Source organism: Flavobacterium sp. 1, from assembly GCF_002797935.1.
Lineage (GTDB): Bacteria > Bacteroidota > Bacteroidia > Flavobacteriales > Flavobacteriaceae > Flavobacterium.
Genome location: NZ_PGER01000001.1, coordinates 4,010,740 through 4,026,133, shown reverse-complemented (window position 1 = coordinate 4,026,133; position 15,394 = coordinate 4,010,740). Strand labels below are relative to the sequence as shown.

Sequence of the window (15,394 nt, the reverse complement as noted above, 5' to 3'; positions counted from 1 at the left end):
ATAATTACATTTACAAAAATTATAAATTATGGTATTAAGCAGATTCTGGTTAGTTATTTTTATTTCATCGATTATCTTTATTGTTGTCAGTTTGTTTTCTGCCAATACGTATACCATTGATTATGTTTTGAACGGAAAAAAAGACGACCCAGTTTTAATTTCTGAAAAATATATTGAACAAGTTCCTGCTTTTATCAAAGACAGTATCAAGAAAGCACCAGATCAAACGATGATTATCAATCGTGATACGCTAAATGCCGACACGACTTATGTTTATAAAAACAAAACCGTAAAAATCTTCAGCGGTGTTCAAAAATCGGACGGTTTATTGCCAACATGCAAAAACACGTTGCTCGATTTGATTTTGCCGCTTATGGCTTATTTGGCGTTTTTTTGTGGATTGATGGAGCTTTTAATCATTTCTGGAGCTTCTGGAAAATTGGCTAAATTGTTGAGCCCAGTATTTGTAAAGGTGTTCCCGAGTATTCCAAAAGATCATCCGTCTATTTCCTACATGACTTTAAATTTTGCCGCTAACTTCTTGGGATTGGATTCTGCAGCTACACCATTTGGTCTTAAAGCCATGGAAAGCTTACAAGAAATAAATCCCGAAAAAGACAAAGCGAGCGATGCTCAAATTATGTTTATGTGCCTCCATGCTTCGGGACTAACATTAATTGCAACTTCTATTATTGGTTATCGAGCGGCTGCAAATGCAACAAATCCTGCCGATGTAATGCTTCCTTGCATTATAACTTCTTTCATAGGTACGATTGCTGCTTTTTTGATTGTTGGAATCAGGCAAAAAATTAATTTCAAGAGTGCCTCTTTGGTTGTTGTCCTGATGGCGTTAATAGCAGCAATTGTTGGTTTGCTGATGTATGTAAACCATTTGGATTTAATCGGGAAAAACTATTTTACATCAAATCTTTCGGCTTTAATATTGGTCGGAATTATTGCTTTCACATTGATATTTTCATTTATTAAAGAGAAAAAATTTACCGAGGCTAAAACTACTGTTTTTGAAGCTTTTGTATTAGGAGCCAATAATGGAGTTAAAACAGGAGTTACCATTTTTCCTTATGTTTTAGGGATGTTAGTTGCAATTTCTTTATTCAGAAACAGTGGGTTGTTTGAAATTATCAGCAACTGGATTGCTTTTGCTTTTTCGAATATGGGAGTAAGCAAAGAAATTACCGATGCTTTGCCGGTTGCATTGCTCAGACCGTTTAGTTCTGCAGGATCAAGAGGGTTTCTGATAGATTCGATGAATACTTTTGGTGCCGATTCTATGACAGGAAGATTAAGCAGTATTTTTCAATGCAGTGCCGAGAGTACTTTCTATGTAATTGCCGTTTACTTTGGTTCGGTAAATATCAAAAATACCCGATACGCTTTAGGAACAATGCTTTTAGTTGATTTAATTTGTGTGGTTACGGCGATTTTTGTAGCAAGCTGGTTTTTTTAGTACAAACAGGTTAAAATCCATCGCTTGCGAAATGTACCGAGCCTAAGGCTCTCATTAGTATAAGGTGTTTTACTTAACTGGACTGAAGTCCAGCCTTACAAATGGCATCGAGCCGATGGCTCTTTGAAGTGTTTAAAAGTTCCGTAGGAACGAATTATATTGTAACAACGGATTTTAATCCGTTGATGATATGAATAACAAGTAATAAATAAAGTTCCGTAGGAACGGTTCATAAAAGACCCAATATGGCAAATACCTATCATCAAGTATATATTCAGGTTGTTTTTGCAGTAAAATATCGTGAAGCGGTTATTACTGATGAATGGAAATCTATATTATTTGGTGTTATTGGTAATTTAATAAATGAAACGGGTTGTAAAACTATCATTGTAAATGGAGTTGAAGATCACGTTCATTGTTTTTTAGGTCTTAAACCTGTAGTTTCAATATCGGAGCTGATGAAAACTATAAAGGCAAAATCATCAAAATATATTAATGACCATCATTTGACAAAATCAAGATTTGAATGGCAGGAAGGTTATGGTGCGTTTTCTTACGGTCATTCTCAAATTAATGTTGTTTATAAATATATTGCGAATCAAGAAGAACACCATAAGAAACTTACTTTCAAAGAAGAATATTTGGAATTTTTAGATAAGTTTGAAATACCCTTTGATGAAAGATATATTTTTGAAGATTTGATATGAATCCCATGAATTATATATGTGCCGAGCCTATGGCTCTTTGTTGATTATGATTCAGTAAGTTAACTGGACTAAAGTCCAGCCTTACAAAATGTCCGAGCCGATGGCTCTATGAAATACATAAGTTCCGTAAGAACAATCCATATTATAGCAATGGATTTTATCCATAGTAGTAGTTCAATAGAATATAATCTGTTATTGGTAAATGAATTATATTCTGGTAATCAATTTTAACAGAATGATGTAGTAATAATTCTAGGAGTTTTAATTTATTTTTCATTCTTTTGAAAAAAATACAATGATTATAATTTTAAACAATAAAAAAAATGTCAAAATACACAAAATACATAGCCATCGGTTTGCTAATTTTATTCTTAGTTACTAGCTTGTTAAGCTAAATCTTTGATTAGAGTGATGAAAAAGGATTTTCTTTTCCATTACAAAATATCGGCTGTTAAAAACTAAAAGCTGCAGGACTTATTTAAATCCTGTAGCTTTTTTAGTTTCTTTAAAGCTTTTATTTATACCAAACGCATTTAATTTTTAGACCAAATTTGATCTAAAAAGACGTAGGCATAACCACAGATACTCATTACCTCTTTTTTACTTGTGTTTTTAACTGCAGTAATAATGAAATCTTCTACATCTTCGATTGAATTATAAAATTTATTAGAAAATTCTCTTTTGTATTTTGCCCACATTTTTTCGGCTGGATTAAGTTCCGGGCTATATGGTGGCAGGAAAACCAAAACAATATTTTCTGGAACGATCAATCTTTTAGCCTTATGGAATCGCCCATTATCCAATACCATTATTTTGAGTTCTTTGGGGTTTTCTTTTGAAAAATTATTTAGAAAAATTTGAAAATTATCAGTGTTGCAATGTGGAAGTATTAATTGAAAATGATCCCCTGTTATGGGCGAAAAAGCCCCAGAAAGCCATGTTGATTTAAAAACTTGTTGGAAAGTGCAAATTGGTTTAACCCTAATTGCAGTAACTGATTTTCCATTTCGAGTAAATAAGCCAAAACGTGACTCATCTTGAAAATATAAATTTACAGAGCTAAAATCGCCTACAGCATTTAGTGCTGTTTCTTGACAGATTCTTCCGAAGTCTTTTTAAAAGAGCTTCCTAGGTCTTCATCTTTTTTGACATGACTTTTGCGGGCAACTTTTACACTTGATTTAAAATTTCTGATGCAGTAATAAAGCAAGGTGTTGTAATTAAAGCTTTTTCCAGTTTCTTTTTCAATCCAATCTTTTAATTCTACATAACCTTGAAGCCCATTTTGAGGGTTATTGAGTTTTGTTTCCAACATCGTGTGTTCAGCAGCATTAAAAACAGATGGCTTGAAGCCTGTTTTTCCATGTTTAATCAAACCATCAATTCCAGAATTGAGGTATAATGTCCGCCATTTCTGAACACTGTTTGGGTCAACCCCTGCTAATTTAGCAACTTCACGTCTAGAAATCCCTGTTTCTTCATTTTGCTTCAAAATTAAAAGTACTCTCAAGCGTTGTCCAATAAATGGAATAGATTGCTTAAGTAGATTTTTAATCTCTTTTTCAGTTTCCTTAATTACCAAAATTTTTGGATGTGCCATGATCACTGTTATAATATAGTCCAAATGTAATCTAAAAAAAACAATTATCAAAATTGGTATTTATTATATTTTTGTTTGGTATTATTTAGTGTTTTTGGTTATAATTTTATATCCTAAAGGTACTTGTTTAGGCTAAGCAGGTGGCATCTCCAAATTAGAATTAATAGCACTAACGACTAAATCATCTACAGAAACGCTTCGGCTAATGTGGCCTAAAAGAGTCTCCAGATTTTCGGAGCGTAATGCGTCACGAACTTCGGATCGGGCTTCGGCAATTTTTAGAGAAATATTTCTGGATTTCAAATCAATAAAAAGCTGTTTTAAAAAGCGGGCACCCGCTATATCGATGCGGGGAGAGGAATTGAGGTCTAATATTACTGCCTTGACCGAATCGGATTCACTATTAATTTTCTCCCATATCTGCTCTTTGATGTGTTCCGTATTAAAATAAAATATGGAAGATTCTATTCTAACAATTAATATTCCTTTAATGTTTTCGTTATCGGAATGACGTTGTATATCTGTATAGCGTTTGGTTCCGGGTATTCTGCCCAAAAATGCAACATGTGGAGCAGAAGTTGCTTTTATTAGCAATAACAAAGTGATTATAGCTGCTAATAAAACGCCTGTTAGGATTCCCCAAATGAGTACTCCAATCAATGCAATCATTGCGATATAAAATTCTTGTTTGTTTATTCTGTAGAGGTGTTTGATTTCTTCTAGGTCAAATAGCCCTCTAATTGCTACGAGAACTATGGATGCCAAAATTACAGTAGGCAAGTTTTGAAGAAATCCCGTTAAAAACAGTAAACAAAAAGCAATTGCAATTGATGCAAACGCTAAGGATATTGTTGTTTTTGCTCCTGCAGTATCATTTACGGCAGACTGAGATAATCCTCCAGCGACGGGATAGCCTTGCCCAAAAGCTACAGCGGCATTGGCTACTCCAAGAGCTAGTAATTCTTGATGAGGGTCAATAGTGTATCCGTTTTTTTGTGCCAATGTTCTTGCGGCTGAAACACTCTCGATATAAGACAATAAAAAACAAGCCAAGGCGAGAGGAAGTACTCCATCTATATCTTTGATACGCAATGCTGGCAAGTGAAATTGAGGAAGTCCTGTTGGGATTTCGCCTACGGTTGAAAAATCTTCATGAGCTAAGGATGTTGTTGAAATGAGTAGAATGGATAAGGTCACAATTAGTATTGCGATTGGTTTTCCAGGCAGCATTTTTTCACCAACGATTAGAATGACAATCGCAGCAATACCAAAAAGCAAAACAGCCGTATTAGTATCTGGAAGTTGCTGAAAAAGGATAATAATACGTTCCAGAAAGTTTGCGCCACCACCTTTTACGCCAAAAAGTTTCGGCAATTGTGTTAATCCAATGGTTATGGCTGCACCCGCCTTGAAGCCAACCAAAACGGTTTCACTGATAAAATTAATAATGCCGCTCAATCGCAAGATGTAAGCAAGTATAGCTAAGACTGAAAACACTAGAGCTGTGAGTGAGGCAATATCGGCCCAGCGCTGTACATTGCCGTTAGCCATAGTGGCAATTGTCGTGCCAATCAGCAAGGAAATTGCCGATGTGGGACCAATGGCTAATTGCCTGCTAGTACCTAAGATTGTATAAAAAAGACCGCCAATCAGATAGCCATAAATGCCATATTGAGGAGGTAAACCCGCAAGAGTTGCATAAGCCATCGATACTGGAATCCCATAAGCAGCCAGTGTTATTCCAGATATAAAGTCTTTTTTTAAGTCTTTTCTTTTGTATTCTTTGATCCAAGAAGTAATTGGGAATAGTCTAGAAATCATAATTTAAATTATATAAAAAGGTTGTGACTGATTGTAAGTGATTATTCCTTAGTTATTACTGATTAGTTTTGTTTGTAATTTGTGATGACATACTGCTTTTTTTGGAATAATATGCATGGACTAATCACTAAGAGCTAAAAAAACTAGTCTTCCTCATTTAGTAATGTTTGTTTGACAGCTTGCAGTTCGGCTATTTTCGCCTCACTTACTTTTGGGTATTCTAAATCCAGTTCTTCCAATGCTGTAATAATTGCCGATGCAATAGCGATGTGTGCATAGGATTTATTGTCGGCAGGAATAACGTACCATGGAGATTTTTTGGTTGAGGTGTTTTTTATTAATTCCTCATAGGCGTGCATGTAATCGTCCCAATAACCGCGCTCTTTAGCATCTGAGGCGCTGAATTTCCAGTTTTTATCTGGATCGTCTACACGCTCGATAAAACGTTCTTTTTGTTCTTTCTTGGAAACATTAAGGAAAAATTTGATTACGATAGTACCATTTCTGTTTAAGTATTTTTCAAAATTGCGGATATCTTCAAACCGATTTTCCCAAATGTCTTTGGTAAATAATTTTTCGGGAAGTTTTTGGCTTTTTAAAATTTGTTCATGTACACGAACGACTAAGACTTCTTCGTAATAAGAGCGGTTAAAAATGCCGATGCGTCCCCGATCAGGCAGATGTTTTTGGCATCGCCATAAAAAATCATGGTCTAAATCCTCGGAACTAGGGGCTTTAAAAGAAAAAACCTGACATCCCTGCGGATTGACTCCCGACATAACATGCTTGATAGCTCCGTCTTTACCAGCTGCATCCATCGCTTGGAAAATGAGCAGAACCGACCATTTGTCTTGTGCATACAGTATATCCTGCATGGTCGCCAACGCTTCAACACCTATTTCTAAAGTTTGCTTTACTAACGGTTTCCCTTCATCACCTAAATTAAAACTGGCTTTGGTTTCATAATCTTTTAGTTTAAAGTCATTTCCATCACCAACACAATATTGTTTTGAAAATTTTTTAGCCCTTTGAACCAACTCTTTTTTGCTTAAAGAGCTTAAATCTATTAGTTTTTCTTCAAAGTCATTTAGTTCTTTTTTATTTGATTTTGACATGATACCGAAATTTAATGTTAATGAAAGGCTTCTGTTATTTGAAAAACAAATAATGTTTGTTTGTGTTAAATAATTTAATGAACTAATTTAGTAAAAAATCAATTGCGGGGATTATTGTCTAGTCCTGAAAATAAATTTGAAATGTATTTATTGTTTTTCACAAGTTTTAATTCTTTTTGAGAACTGTTCAAATCAATTAAATGATTGTCTGAATTCTAAAGGGGAAACATTTGTCTTTGTTTTGAATAATTTGCTGAAAGACTGCTGATGTTCAAAACCTAATTCAAAAGCAATTTCACTTACTGATAAATCGGTTGTAGAAAGTTTTTCTTTTGCTTTTTGGATTAATTTATCGTGTATGTGATGTTGCGTGCTTTGACCTGTAAGCAGTTTTAATAATCCACTTAAATAATTGGGTGAAATATTCAGATTTTCGGCAATAAATTGTACTGTTGGCAGTCCTTTTTTGATTAATGAACCTTCTTTAAAATAGTCATCAAGAAGATTTTCTAAACGAGCCAGAATTTGATGATTGTTTATTTTTCTTGTAATGAATTGGCGGTTGTAAAAACGTTCAGAATAGGTCAGCAATAATTCGAGTTGTGCAATAATCACATCTTGACTGAATTTATCAATATTCGAATGATATTCTTGCTGAATATTTTTCATAATGCCAATAATCATAGCTTCTTCCTTATCCGAAAGATGTAAAGCTTCGTAAACCGAATATCCAAAATATTCGTAGTGTTTTATTTTTTGCGCCATCGGCGTATTCCACAAAAAATCGGGATGGACTAATAAGGACCACCCCGAGTGCTCTAAATTTGTATTTGCTTCTATAGAAAAAACCTGCCCAGGTGCAATAAACAGCATTACGCCTTCATTAAAGTCATATTCCTGCTGGCCATAACGCATTTTTGCATTTGTATTCCTTTTGAGAGAAATCGAATAAAAATCAAGCATAATACTCTTTGGCTCATCGTCATTAAGTTTTTTAATTTCTTCAAAATTATAAACGCTGATTAATGGATGTTCTGGCTTTGGCAAACCTCGAAACTCACGAAATTCGCTTATGCTTTTTATCCTATGCGGTTGATTATTTGCCATAGTACAAGATACTTATTTTTGATTGAAAACCGAAGCAAATTCCTTTGCATAATGGGTCAGTTTTACTTTTCCCATTATAGCGGGTTTGTTACGGCAATAATCTTCACTCAACAAACCGCTGTAAAGTCCAGCGTACATTTCGACCAAGCCTTCAGCAATTTTGGGCTGCATTCCTATGTTTGTTAATCCAGCTAAGGTTTCTTCATTACTTGCTAAAACCCATTTTAAATCAGGTTTGCCAATGGCGTTTCCTAAAATACGTGCTGTTTCATCGCCAGTAAGTTCTTCACTTGCGACATAGCGAATTTTTCTTCCGTCAAGTGGTGTTGTAATTTCTTCAGCAATTGCTGATGCGATATCTAATGGAGAAACCCACGGAATTATTGTGTCAGCCCCATAATTTGCAATGATAATCCCTTGATGCTTTATCATCGGGATATAAGCCTCTAAATTGTAAAAGAAAGAAGTTGGGCGCATAAAAGTAATTGCAGCATCCAGGAGTTTATTCAGGACAGCTTCAATTTCATGATAACGAAGAATTATGCCGGAATCTTTTTCTAAATGTGCGCCGATACTACTCAAAAACACCACCCGTTTTACGCCTGATTTCTGAATTGCTTCTGCATAATTATCACCAATTTTTTGAGTAAAAGCATCTAAATCAAGATTTTGATCAAAATAGTCTGCTCGCGGAATCATGCAATATACCGCATCTGCGCCTGTGAAGGTTTCCGTTAAAAAGGTACTGTTTTCGACAGAACCAATAGCTGCTTTAGCACCTAATGTTTCAATTGCTGTTTGATTTTTCCGATTACTCGAAATTACGGTTATCTGATGTCCTTTTTGCACTAACTCCTGTGTTAATGGCTTGCTGATGTTCCCTAATGAACCTGTGATTATAATTTTCATTTGTCTGTTTTTTAATGTTACAAAGTTGCGCAACATTAAACCGAGAGCTGTAGCCAAATCTACTATTGTTGTAGTCTAAAAAAGAATATGGAATTGTCAGAAGCTTATTTAATGCTTTTGAAGAAACAAGAGTTTTGTGTAAACGAGTGTTGGGGCAGAAATTTAATATTCTAAAATAGTGATTTCCGATCCTTCTAAATCTTTAGTGATATACAATTGACAGGAAAGCCGAATTGTTTCTTCTTCATGTCCCATTTTTTGTAAAGTTGTAGGTTCATTACGTTCTTTTATTGCAGCGTTTCCTTTTATCCCAATGGCTCTTACCACACAAGTAGCACATCGGCCTACACCGCCACATTCTCCAAAGGAATCTAAACTTAATTCTTCTTTCAATAAAAACATCAAATTAGGATAACTGCCATGCTTCACTTTGATGGGATATCGCTTTTCAGTGTCAATAACATCAAACTCAATAAAAGGAAGTTCTTTCTTCAAAATAGTAATTTTAGAGTTGCATATAAACAAAAACGTACTGCATTTGCAGTACGTTTTATTTGATTTTAGATTGAAATTAACAAAATTCGTTAAAAGCATCTTTTAAGTTTTCTGCAATTGTTTCAGCAGGTCGTCCCTCAATGTGGTGACGCTCTAACATGTGAACTAATTCACCATTTTTGAATAAAGCCATACTTGGCGATGATGGAGGAAAAGGAAACATGTGCTGTCTTGCAGCATCAACAGCTTCTTTGTCTACACCAGCAAAAACTGTAATCAATTGACTTGGTTTTTTAGCTCCTTCTAAGCTCATTTTAGCTCCTGGGCGTGCGTTTCTTGCTGCACAGCCACAAACAGAGTTCACAACTACAAAAGTGGTGCCTTCAGCTTTGATAGCATTATCAACAGCTTCTGCACTATGTAAATCTTGAAAACCAACTGCTGTTAATTCAGCCTGCATTGGTTTTACCATTTCTTCTGGATACATATTTTTTATTTTAAGTTTAACTTTTTGTACTGCAAAGTTACAAAGTTTCAAATCAAGATGTAAGTTTGAATTATAAAGTTTTGTTATAGTTTGATAAGGAGTCAATTACTTTATCTTTTTTAAAATAGCAATTAACTCTTTACCACTCAAAAAAGAACCCTTTTGAAACACAATCGAAAAATCAGTTTGTAAAATAGTAACTGTTGGATAAACCACTTGAGAATTAATAGTTGCTAATGCTGTGGCAAGTTCGTGAATTCCTGTGTTTTGCCCATTTGGTTTGAATTGATACGTATGATTATTAATATGAATGTCTTCTTTGCTTTCGGCATCGAATGAAATAAAGTAGAAATTATCGTTTAATAGTGCAATAATTTCCGAGTTTTTGAAAGTAGAATTCTCCATCATTTTGCAGTAGTTGCACCAAGAAGTATGGATGAAAACGACAAATGGTTTTGGATTTTCTTTGGATGATTTTTCGGCTTGTTCAAAGGTATAGGTTTTCAATTGGGCAAAACCGGATGGAATTGCCCAAAAGAAAATCAATAGGATGTAAAGCCATTTCTTCATCTAAAATAAATTATATCGCAATCCAAAGAAACCTCTAATCCCTTGATTGGGTCCGTAAACATAAGTGGTATCGAATGTTAAACCGTAAGGATTATTTGGTGTTATTAATACTTTTCCGTTGGTATCATATTGTACATTCTTATCAAAAGGATCTTCTGTTCTAGAAATCAGGAATGGATTTTTTTGTTTAGGAGTAAAGTTAAGCAGGTTTTTGATGCCAGCATACAATTCGAAATTTTTCCAGCCCGAATAGGTAAACTGTATGTTTTGTAAACTGTACCAAGGTGAATTTGGACTTCTTGGATCGGTCTCGCTTAATAAAGGCAGTTTCATTGGGCTGTATACATTTCCTGTGTAGTCAATCGCTATATTAATTGGATTAATTTTATACGAAACAGCCCAAGTTCCTGTGAAATTCTCGGTTAAATAGGGTCTTGTTTTGATGCCGTTTTCCACATTTGAAACATCCATATAAGTCGCACCTAATATAAATTTTAATCCATTGGTGAAATTGATGTCCGTATTACAGCTAATGCCCTGACTCAAAGCATAACCGTCAATATTGGTGTATATAATTTTCTCTGGATTCGAGTAATCAGATACAATTTTGTTACTAAATCTAGTGTAAAATGCAGTGGTTTCAATCCCTAAAAACGTACCGTTCGAAAAGTAAACTTTCTTGATATAATTCAAATTAGCATTTACTGATTTTTCAGGATCAAGGTTTTCGGCAATAACTACTTCTCGCGAACCTGTTAAGGCGGCGTGGTCTTCGGTAAATAAATTGACTACTCTAAAGCCTGTTCCTGCATTCAAACGTAGAATATTGTTTTCATTGATTTTTAATTTATAGGCAAATCTTGGTGTAAAAATATTCCCGTGAATCGAGTTGTAATCGTATCGAATTCCTAAAAGAACTTTGTGTTTTTCGCTAAACGTAATTTCGTCCTGAACAAAAATACCGGGAAGCCATGTTTTTTCTGGATTGTTTTCGTTTAAAGTTGCCGTCGATGTAGTGTTGTCATCATAGTAAGTGTAACGGGAAGCGATTCCAGTCAGTAAATCGTTTTTTCCTAGTTTTTTGTCCCAAGTCAGCTGTACAAACCCAATTTTTTGATTCGCAATATAGGAAGTTGTTCCATAACGGCTGTCTTGAAAATGCATTGTTCCCGAAAAAGACAGCATTAGTTTTTCGGTTGTGGGTAATTGATAACTTCCTAAAAGTTCACCGCGTTTGGTATAAATACTTTCGCCGTAAATTTCATCACCGCCACGGTATTTTTTCTCCCAGTGCACATCGCCACCCCAGCGGTCTTCGTACATTCCGCGGACGGCAACCGTAAATAAACGGTTTTGTGTTCGGTTGAAATTCCATTTATTAAAAACCGAAATCCTGTTTTGAGCCGTTACATCGGTAAATCCATCATTATCATTGTCAATGGTTTGACCATAGTTGTAATAATTCATTCCCAATAAGGAAGTTGTTTTTTTGATATTAAATTTCACGCCCAAATCAGCATTTGTTTCCAGCCAGGAAGTGGTGAATACATCGGCAGAAAATAGGGGAGCATTATTTGGGTTTTTGGTAATAATGTTGATTAATCCGCCAACTGCTTCGCTTCCGTACAAAGAGGAGGCCGGTCCTTTTACGATTTCTATGCGTTCTACCAATGAATTTGGAATTCCAGATAATCCGTAAACGGTCGACAAACTGCTTACAATTGGCATGCCGTCGATCATTACCGAAGTATATGGGCCTTCCAATCCATTGATGTGAATATCGCCGGTGTTGCATACGCCACAGTTGAGCTGTGGTCTTACTCCGTTTACATTTTGCAGGGCTTCATAAATGCTTGGTGTTGGGTTTTTCTTGAAGAAAACAGGGCTGTAAACTTCAACAGGAACGGCACTTTCGAGCCTTTTTACAGCTTTTAAAGTTCCCGAAACTACGACTTCGTTGAGTTCATTTTCGTTTTCCTGCAGTTGAAAATCAAGGAGAAGAGTTTCATTTTCTTTGAGGGAAATGTTTTTAGTTATGGTTTTTAATCCGCGTGATGCAATTTGTATTTTATAATTGCCAGCAGGAATATTTTCCAATTTATAATTGTCTAAACTGTCAGTTTGGGTTTTGAAGCTGGTTCTTATCAATTCAATAGAGGCAGACTGTATTGCTTTGTTTTCGAAAGTAATTTTTCCAGAGACAGAACTGCTGTTTTGTGAAAAAGAGGTGGAGTATATAAATATTAGCACTAGTATAAATAAATATTTCATTTTGTTTAATTAAATTTTTAGACAAATCTAAAAATAATATTTCATTAATATAAAGTTATTTTTATATATTTGTTTATTAAAACATTAAAGATGTCTAAGTCCCTTGAAGAAGTACACCAATCGGTGTCTACCCAAAATAAAAAAACAGTTTTCAAAAAAATATTAGCCTTTTTTGGTCCCGCATATTTAGTTAGTGTCGGTTATATGGATCCAGGGAACTGGGCGACCGATATAGCTGGCGGAAGTCAGTTTGGATATGCTTTGTTGTGGGTGTTGCTGATGAGTAATTTAATGGCTTTGCTGTTGCAGAGTTTAAGTGCCCGATTGGGAATTGTTACCCAGCGTGATTTGGCTCAAGCTTCCCGCGAAACGTATTCTCCTGTAATTAATTATATTCTGTATTTTCTTGCCGAAATTGCTATTGCGGCTTGTGATTTGGCCGAAGTTTTGGGAATGGCTATCGGTATCAATTTATTATTTGGAATACCATTGATAGAGGCTGTTATGATTACAGTTTTGGATACTTTTTTACTGCTTTTTCTAATTAATAAAGGCATCCGAAAAATGGAGGCTTTTATTATTGCTTTAGTAATGATTATAGGGCTGTCTTTTATTTTCGAAATGATATTTGCACAACCTGAAATGGGGAAGGTACTTTATGGTTTGATTCCTTCTTTGCCTAATGAATCGGCTCTTTACATAGCAATTGGGATTATTGGCGCTACCGTTATGCCTCATAATTTATACCTGCATTCTTCATTGGTGCAAACCCGAAAATTCAGCCGTACTGATAGAGGAATCAAACAGGCAATAAAGTATAATTTAATTGATTCGACCATTGCTTTAAACCTTGCATTTTTTGTAAATGCAGCTATTTTAATTTTGGCGGCAGCTACATTTTTTAAGAATGGAATGCATGAAGTGGCCGAAATTCAGGATGCTTATCGTTTTCTGCAGCCTTTGCTTGGAACTAAATGGGCGCCTGTTTTATTTGCTGTTGCTTTGATTGCCGCTGGACAAAGCTCGACAGTGACAGGCACATTGGCGGGTCAGATAGTGATGGAAGGCTATCTTAATTTGAGAATTCAGCCTTGGGTGCGCCGTATTCTTACCCGTTTGATAGCGATTGTGCCTGCAGTAATCATTATTTTGATATATGGCGAAAGCGTTACAGGCAAACTTTTGGTGTTAAGTCAGGTTATTTTGAGTCTGCAGCTGGGATTTGCTATCATTCCGTTAATTCATTTTGTCAGTGATAAATCCAAAATGAAAGGCTATCATATTGGTAAAGCAACTCAAGTAACTGCTTGGCTAATAGCTGTTATAATAGTTTCACTGAATGCCAAATTGGTTTATTCTGAAATACAGGGTTGGCTGGAAACATCCAAAAATCCAATTGTTCTTTGGTTAACAGTTGTGCCTTTGGCTTTTGGATTCCTTATTTTGTTGCTTTATATCGTTGTAAAACCTTTCTTTTCTAAATCCAGGCTCAATATTGAAAATCATTCACCGCATGGTATGAATTTAAAGTTTACAGAAGCAGTTGTTCAAGATAATAAGAATATTGCGATAACTGTCGATTTTTCGTTTGCCGATGAAAATGCAATTAATCATGCCTTCAAAGTTGGAGGAAAAGATGCAAATTATACTTTGATTCACGTGGTCGAATCAGTTGGAGCCATGATGTATGGTAAACAGATTGACGATCATGAAACTACGGTAGACGAAACCTTGCTGCTGGAATATAAATCAATGTTTAAGGATAAAGGGTTTCACGTCAAGACTGTTTTGGGTTTTGGAAGACCCAATAAAGTGATTCCAAAATTAGTGAACAAAGGAGATTTTGACATACTTATTATGGGTACTCACGGACATACTGGAATGAAGGATTTGCTCTTTGGAACTACAGTTGACCGTTTGAGACACAAGATTTCCATACCTTTGCTGATTGTAAAAAATTAAAAAGGGTATTAAGAATTAAGCATCAAGATTTTTAAAATCTGCAATCTAAAATCTGCAATCAAATGACTTTCTCCGAAGAAAATTATCTAAAATCCATATACCATCTTACAACTAGTCTCGATAGTGAAGTAAGTACCAATGCCATAGCCGAAATTATGGAGACCAAAGCATCCTCAGTAACCGATATGCTCAAAAAATTGGCAGATAAAGATTTAGTAAATTATAAAAAATACCAAGGTGTTTCCTTGACCGAAGCTGGAAAATTAAGTGCCAAAATGATTGTGAGAAAGCACCGTTTATGGGAAGTTTTTTTGGTTGAAAAATTGGATTTTTCTTGGGATGAGGTTCATGACATTGCTGAGCAGCTGGAACATATCAAATCTGAAAAACTTATTAATAAGCTTGATGATTTTCTTGGAAATCCTACCGAAGACCCACACGGTGACCCGATTCCCGATGCACAGGGGAGAATCATAGCTATTGAAAAACAATTGTTATCGGAGTTATTGACTAATCAGTCAGGGATATGCGTAGGAGTAAAAGACAACTCTTCTGAATTCTTAAAATACCTAGACAAGCAGCAAATTGGACTGGGAACTAAAATTGAAATTTTGGCAAAGGAAACTTTCGATTTATCCTTAAAAATAAAAGTAAACGGAATAGAATTTGCAATTTCTAATAAAATTGCGAGTAATTTATTCGTGAAAGTAATTTAGGATTGATTAAATTTTGATTTTTTTGTTTAAAAACCAATTAGCTGCAGCCACAATCACCACCCCCGCAGTTTTTATCCGATTTTTTTTTGAAGAAAAACTTTCGGATCAAAAAAGCAAGAGCAAGTATAAGGACGATAAAGGCTATAATTTCTTGTATCATATTGCT

Annotated in this window: 15 protein-coding genes; 4 read left to right on the top strand and 11 right to left on the bottom strand. The window is 35.1% G+C overall.

The features are described 5' to 3' along the window. Positions 1–28: 28 nt before the first annotated feature. Positions 29–1,468: a nucleoside recognition domain-containing protein gene (locus CLU83_RS16235; RefSeq protein WP_100432569.1), complete on the top strand. Its 1,440-nt coding sequence runs from the start codon at positions 29–31 to the stop codon at positions 1,466–1,468. A gap of 245 nt (positions 1,469–1,713) precedes the next feature. Continuing rightward, positions 1,714–2,175 (top strand): IS200/IS605 family transposase, encoded by a 462-nt coding sequence (gene tnpA / locus CLU83_RS16230; protein ID WP_100432568.1) that lies wholly within the window; start codon positions 1,714–1,716, stop codon positions 2,173–2,175. Between the two features lie 533 nt (positions 2,176–2,708). On the opposite strand, the gene CLU83_RS16225 is transcribed toward tnpA, so the two are convergent. The 10 genes from CLU83_RS16225 to CLU83_RS16180 all read right to left on the bottom strand — a co-directional run bounded on the left by CLU83_RS16225 (position 2,709) and on the right by CLU83_RS16180 (position 12,550). Continuing rightward, positions 2,709–3,275: an IS630 family transposase gene (locus CLU83_RS16225; RefSeq protein WP_100429851.1), complete on the bottom strand. Its 567-nt coding sequence runs from the start codon at positions 3,273–3,275 to the stop codon at positions 2,709–2,711. Further along, positions 3,254–3,775, bottom strand: a complete 522-nt coding sequence (locus CLU83_RS16220) for a helix-turn-helix domain-containing protein (RefSeq protein WP_100429852.1) — start codon at positions 3,773–3,775, stop codon at positions 3,254–3,256. Before CLU83_RS16220 ends, CLU83_RS16225 begins: the two co-directional genes overlap by 22 nt. Positions 3,776–3,907: 132 nt before the next feature. Beyond that, on the bottom strand, positions 3,908–5,596 hold the full coding sequence (locus tag CLU83_RS16215; RefSeq protein ID WP_100432567.1) for a SulP family inorganic anion transporter: 1,689 nt from the start codon (positions 5,594–5,596) through the stop codon (positions 3,908–3,910). Positions 5,597–5,739: 143 nt separating this feature from the next. Then, the gene (locus CLU83_RS16210) at positions 5,740–6,711 is read right to left on the bottom strand and encodes a polyphosphate kinase 2 family protein (RefSeq protein ID WP_100432566.1); all 972 of its coding nucleotides are present in this window, start codon (positions 6,709–6,711) and stop codon (positions 5,740–5,742) included. Positions 6,712–6,903: 192 nt separating this feature from the next. Beyond that, positions 6,904–7,818, bottom strand: coding sequence for an AraC family transcriptional regulator (locus CLU83_RS16205; protein WP_100432565.1), 915 nt, complete (start codon positions 7,816–7,818; stop codon positions 6,904–6,906). A gap of 12 nt (positions 7,819–7,830) precedes the next feature. After that, positions 7,831–8,727, bottom strand: a complete 897-nt coding sequence (locus CLU83_RS16200; RefSeq protein ID WP_100433778.1) for an SDR family oxidoreductase — start codon at positions 8,725–8,727, stop codon at positions 7,831–7,833. A gap of 162 nt (positions 8,728–8,889) precedes the next feature. After that, positions 8,890–9,222, bottom strand: coding sequence for a 2Fe-2S iron-sulfur cluster-binding protein (locus CLU83_RS16195; RefSeq protein ID WP_157802125.1), 333 nt, complete (start codon positions 9,220–9,222; stop codon positions 8,890–8,892). A 76-nt stretch (positions 9,223–9,298) separates the two neighbouring features. Then, positions 9,299–9,709 carry a BrxA/BrxB family bacilliredoxin gene (locus CLU83_RS16190; protein WP_100432563.1) on the bottom strand — a complete coding sequence of 137 codons (411 nt, stop codon included), beginning with the start codon at positions 9,707–9,709 and terminating at the stop codon, positions 9,299–9,301. Between the two features lie 105 nt (positions 9,710–9,814). After that, positions 9,815–10,279 carry a DUF255 domain-containing protein gene (locus CLU83_RS16185; protein WP_100432562.1) on the bottom strand — a complete coding sequence of 155 codons (465 nt, stop codon included), beginning with the start codon at positions 10,277–10,279 and terminating at the stop codon, positions 9,815–9,817. Then, on the bottom strand, positions 10,280–12,550 hold the full coding sequence (locus tag CLU83_RS16180; protein WP_100432561.1) for a TonB-dependent receptor: 2,271 nt from the start codon (positions 12,548–12,550) through the stop codon (positions 10,280–10,282). 90 nt (positions 12,551–12,640) lie between these two features. Between CLU83_RS16180 and CLU83_RS16175 the strand changes: the two genes are divergently transcribed. Together CLU83_RS16175 and CLU83_RS16170 are read left to right on the top strand one after the other, a co-directional pair. Next, a complete protein-coding gene (locus tag CLU83_RS16175; protein WP_100432560.1) occupies positions 12,641–14,512 on the top strand; it encodes an Nramp family divalent metal transporter in 1,872 nt (623 codons plus the stop codon). Positions 14,513–14,574: 62 nt separating this feature from the next. Continuing rightward, positions 14,575–15,228 carry a metal-dependent transcriptional regulator gene (locus CLU83_RS16170; RefSeq protein WP_100432559.1) on the top strand — a complete coding sequence of 218 codons (654 nt, stop codon included), beginning with the start codon at positions 14,575–14,577 and terminating at the stop codon, positions 15,226–15,228. Positions 15,229–15,265: 37 nt separating this feature from the next. On the opposite strand, the gene CLU83_RS16165 is transcribed toward CLU83_RS16170, so the two are convergent. Next, positions 15,266–15,388, bottom strand: coding sequence for a FeoB-associated Cys-rich membrane protein (locus CLU83_RS16165; RefSeq protein WP_100432558.1), 123 nt, complete (start codon positions 15,386–15,388; stop codon positions 15,266–15,268). Positions 15,389–15,394 lie beyond the last annotated feature (6 nt).

Excerpts from the sequence above, each read along its gene's own strand:
- CLU83_RS16170 (WP_100432559.1), top strand. The coding sequence starts at position 14,575 with ATGACTTTCTCCGAAGAAAATTATCTAAAATCCATATACCATCTTACA.
- tnpA (WP_100432568.1), top strand. The coding sequence starts at position 1,714 with ATGGCAAATACCTATCATCAAGTATATATTCAGGTTGTTTTTGCAGTA.
- CLU83_RS16175 (WP_100432560.1), top strand. The coding sequence starts at position 12,641 with ATGTCTAAGTCCCTTGAAGAAGTACACCAATCGGTGTCTACCCAAAAT.
- CLU83_RS16165 (WP_100432558.1), bottom strand. The coding sequence starts at position 15,388 with ATGATACAAGAAATTATAGCCTTTATCGTCCTTATACTTGCTCTTGCT.
- CLU83_RS16210 (WP_100432566.1), bottom strand. The coding sequence starts at position 6,711 with ATGTCAAAATCAAATAAAAAAGAACTAAATGACTTTGAAGAAAAACTA.
- CLU83_RS16180 (WP_100432561.1), bottom strand. The coding sequence starts at position 12,550 with ATGAAATATTTATTTATACTAGTGCTAATATTTATATACTCCACCTCT.
- CLU83_RS16190 (WP_100432563.1), bottom strand. The coding sequence starts at position 9,709 with ATGTATCCAGAAGAAATGGTAAAACCAATGCAGGCTGAATTAACAGCA.
- CLU83_RS16185 (WP_100432562.1), bottom strand. The coding sequence starts at position 10,279 with ATGAAGAAATGGCTTTACATCCTATTGATTTTCTTTTGGGCAATTCCA.
- CLU83_RS16235 (WP_100432569.1), top strand. The coding sequence starts at position 29 with ATGGTATTAAGCAGATTCTGGTTAGTTATTTTTATTTCATCGATTATC.
- CLU83_RS16205 (WP_100432565.1), bottom strand. The coding sequence starts at position 7,818 with ATGGCAAATAATCAACCGCATAGGATAAAAAGCATAAGCGAATTTCGT.
- CLU83_RS16200 (WP_100433778.1), bottom strand. The coding sequence starts at position 8,727 with ATGAAAATTATAATCACAGGTTCATTAGGGAACATCAGCAAGCCATTA.
- CLU83_RS16215 (WP_100432567.1), bottom strand. The coding sequence starts at position 5,596 with ATGATTTCTAGACTATTCCCAATTACTTCTTGGATCAAAGAATACAAA.
- CLU83_RS16220 (WP_100429852.1), bottom strand. The coding sequence starts at position 3,775 with ATGGCACATCCAAAAATTTTGGTAATTAAGGAAACTGAAAAAGAGATT.